Consider the following 2,624-nt stretch of genomic DNA (forward strand, 5'->3'; position numbering starts at 1 on the left):
CGGTGTGTGGGATGCTCGAACCCGCAGCCTCCCGGGATAGGAGGCGAACGCCATGTTCGCTAGACAAAAGGGCAAAGAGATACCCTCCGTCGATGTCGTCTTCAGGGACGATCCGGATCATGTTGTTGCTGCAGGAAAAGCTGTCGAGGTGGCGCCCAACCATCACAGACCGTCCAATCAAGCCGCCAAGCTGACCGGCCTCTTGGACCACGATCATTCCTCGCTTGAGCAGCAAGCGGTACTCAGCGGCAATCCGCTTCATGAGGCACTTGTCCGATGTGGGAGCCAACTCGAACGCGTCACCGCCTGTGATGTATGGGCTACCGTACTGGGGATCGGATGCGTACAGGCGCTTGAAGATCCCCGGAATAAAGACCTCAGCGACTTCTCCGAGCTGACGATTAACCGTCAGACGGTCAAATGCGGCGCGAGACTCTGCGTTTCTCGCCCCGTAGTAGTACGCATCACCGCGATCCTGGAAGGTACGACTGGATACCGAGGTGACGTCCGGCTTGGGCAATGCTGCAACCGGCGTTGGCGATGGAAGCCCAAGGGTGTTACGCAAGCACTGAGTCGCCTCGTGCAGCAGGGTGACAGCCTCGGCACGCGCTTCCGCAGCGGCGTCGACCTTCGCGGCAATGGCTTCCTCGATCGCAGAAGCAAACCTCGGCACGGGCAAATCCGCGATGTGCTCGGGCTCGATGTGCTGAATGATGGCGCCATAGGTGCCCGAAACCACCAAGGGCACGCCGTAGCGGCCTGACAGGAAGGCGTATAGGTAGCCAGGAGCAATACGCTCAGGGTTGGGAACGACCTTCAGCACATCCTGTGATGACCAGACGCCATCCATGTCTGGGCGAACATAGGTCATGCGGCCAATGGTGCCGGAGCAAGAGATCAGCATCATCCCCGGGCGCAGTCTCAAGTACGACAAACGCGACGACTCCGCGTCCTTTTTGCGCAGCAGCGGCAGTGTGCTCAAGTCTGCCAACAACATGGAGCCGCTGCTGATAAATGGCACGCCATGCTCAGACGACTCAACGTAGTTCCGCTTGAACATTGGCCCGTTGTAAATGCCTCCTGCATATCCGGAGGTCAGGGTCCGAAGTGCATCCTTCCGCACCTGCAGTTGCTTGAGCGTGTCCCGTGCCTCCTGCGCTCCCGACATGTACGGGTTGCAGTCCAGTCGTCGTCCGCCCTCTTCAAGCCATGCTGCGCGCACGGCTTTCCATTTCACGCCGCTCATGCTGGTCTCTGCATCTGGTGTGAGGGGGGCTGGATGACGTCCAACGAACCCAAACGGATGTCTGCAAGTCGCGCGGTCATTTACCCGGCTCCGGGTGTTGGGTCCGGAACGCCGTGTAGGCTTTGGCGATCTCAGGTAGGTCGTCGTCGAGGATGCGCTCCTTCCGCTGGAGGATGCGGGTCTCCATTCGACCGCCAATGCGTACCTTTTCCGGTACGTTCACATCCTCGAGAATCTCCTCACCGTCCGGGTGGCGCTTGTAGAGGGTGTTACCACGGCGGTCGAAACCCACCTTCTCGGCCACGGCCATGAACACCGGATAGTCCTGCTTCTGCCCAAGGTCCTCGGCCTGGATGACTTCGTCAGGCTTGCGCTTGAGGAAGAGCAAGCTGGTGAGGATATTGACGTTAGCTTCGACGATGAACGACTCCACTGGTAGGTCGATGCTGGCCAGCACCCAGCAGTGGCGCAGGATCCAGTAGCGGATGTACTCGTCACCCGGATTGCCCAGGATGCCGTCGGGCAGGACGATGCCTGTTCGACCGCCCGGCTTGAGCCACTTGACGCACCGCTCGATGAACAGCACTTCGGGCGATACGGCGGGCTTGATGGCGTTGGTCATCACGAAGCCATTGCCTTGCCGCTCCCAGCGGCGGGCGAGCTCGTACTGCTCGAGGATGGTCCGCTCGGTGACGGGAATATCGGAGCCGAACGGCGGGTTCGTCATCAGGACGTCGATGGAGCCTAGCGGGATGTTGTCGTTTGCCGGCTGAACACCCGGCAGGTCGCCATGCGGAAACTCCAGCGAGTTCATGTGATAGAGGTGGCCCAGCGAGTTACCGGCCATCATCACGTTCATCTGTGCAGCACGCACCAGGAAGGGGTCGAAGTCGGCACCGAACAGGTTCTTGGCCGCGTAGTTGGCGAGACGGTCACGGATGGAGATGAACTCCTCCGTATCTTCCTCACCGGACTTGATCTGCCACTCGTCGTGGAACACCTTGTTCATGTAGTTCAAGGTCTCGACGAGAAAGCCCCCCGTACCACATGACGAATCCAGTACCCGCTCATGCTCTTGCGGTGCGAGCATCTGCACGACGAGTCGGATGGCGCCACGCGGGGTGAAGTACTGGCCGCGATCACCGCGCAGGTTGGTGCCCACGATCTCCTGGTAAGCCGTGCCTTTGGCATCGACGTCGGTGCGGCCAAAGTCATAGCGGGCCAGTTCGGAGACGATGAAGGCCAGGGCGCGGTCGGACAGGGTGATTTCTTCGTTGCCCTTGAAGAGGCTGTCGTACTTTTTCTTGACGGCCTCGAAGAGCGGCTTGATGCGCTTGCGGATCCGTTCGCGCCCGGCCGGATCGAACGGCTCGAATGC

General features: G+C 60.3%; 2 protein-coding genes. Both read right to left on the minus strand.

Features of this window, described 5'->3' with window-relative positions:
* The coding region (locus tag JNN07_27885) for a hypothetical protein (protein MBL9171584.1) at nucleotides 1-1,246 on the minus strand (1,246 nt) is incomplete at its 3' end.
* Between the two features lie 76 nt (nucleotides 1,247-1,322).
* A partial coding sequence (locus JNN07_27890; GenBank protein ID MBL9171585.1) for an N-6 DNA methylase occupies nucleotides 1,323-2,624 on the minus strand: 1,302 nt, incomplete at its 5' end.

This window comes from Verrucomicrobiales bacterium (assembly GCA_016793885.1).
Classification (GTDB): Bacteria; Verrucomicrobiota; Verrucomicrobiia; order Limisphaerales; family UBA11320; genus UBA11320.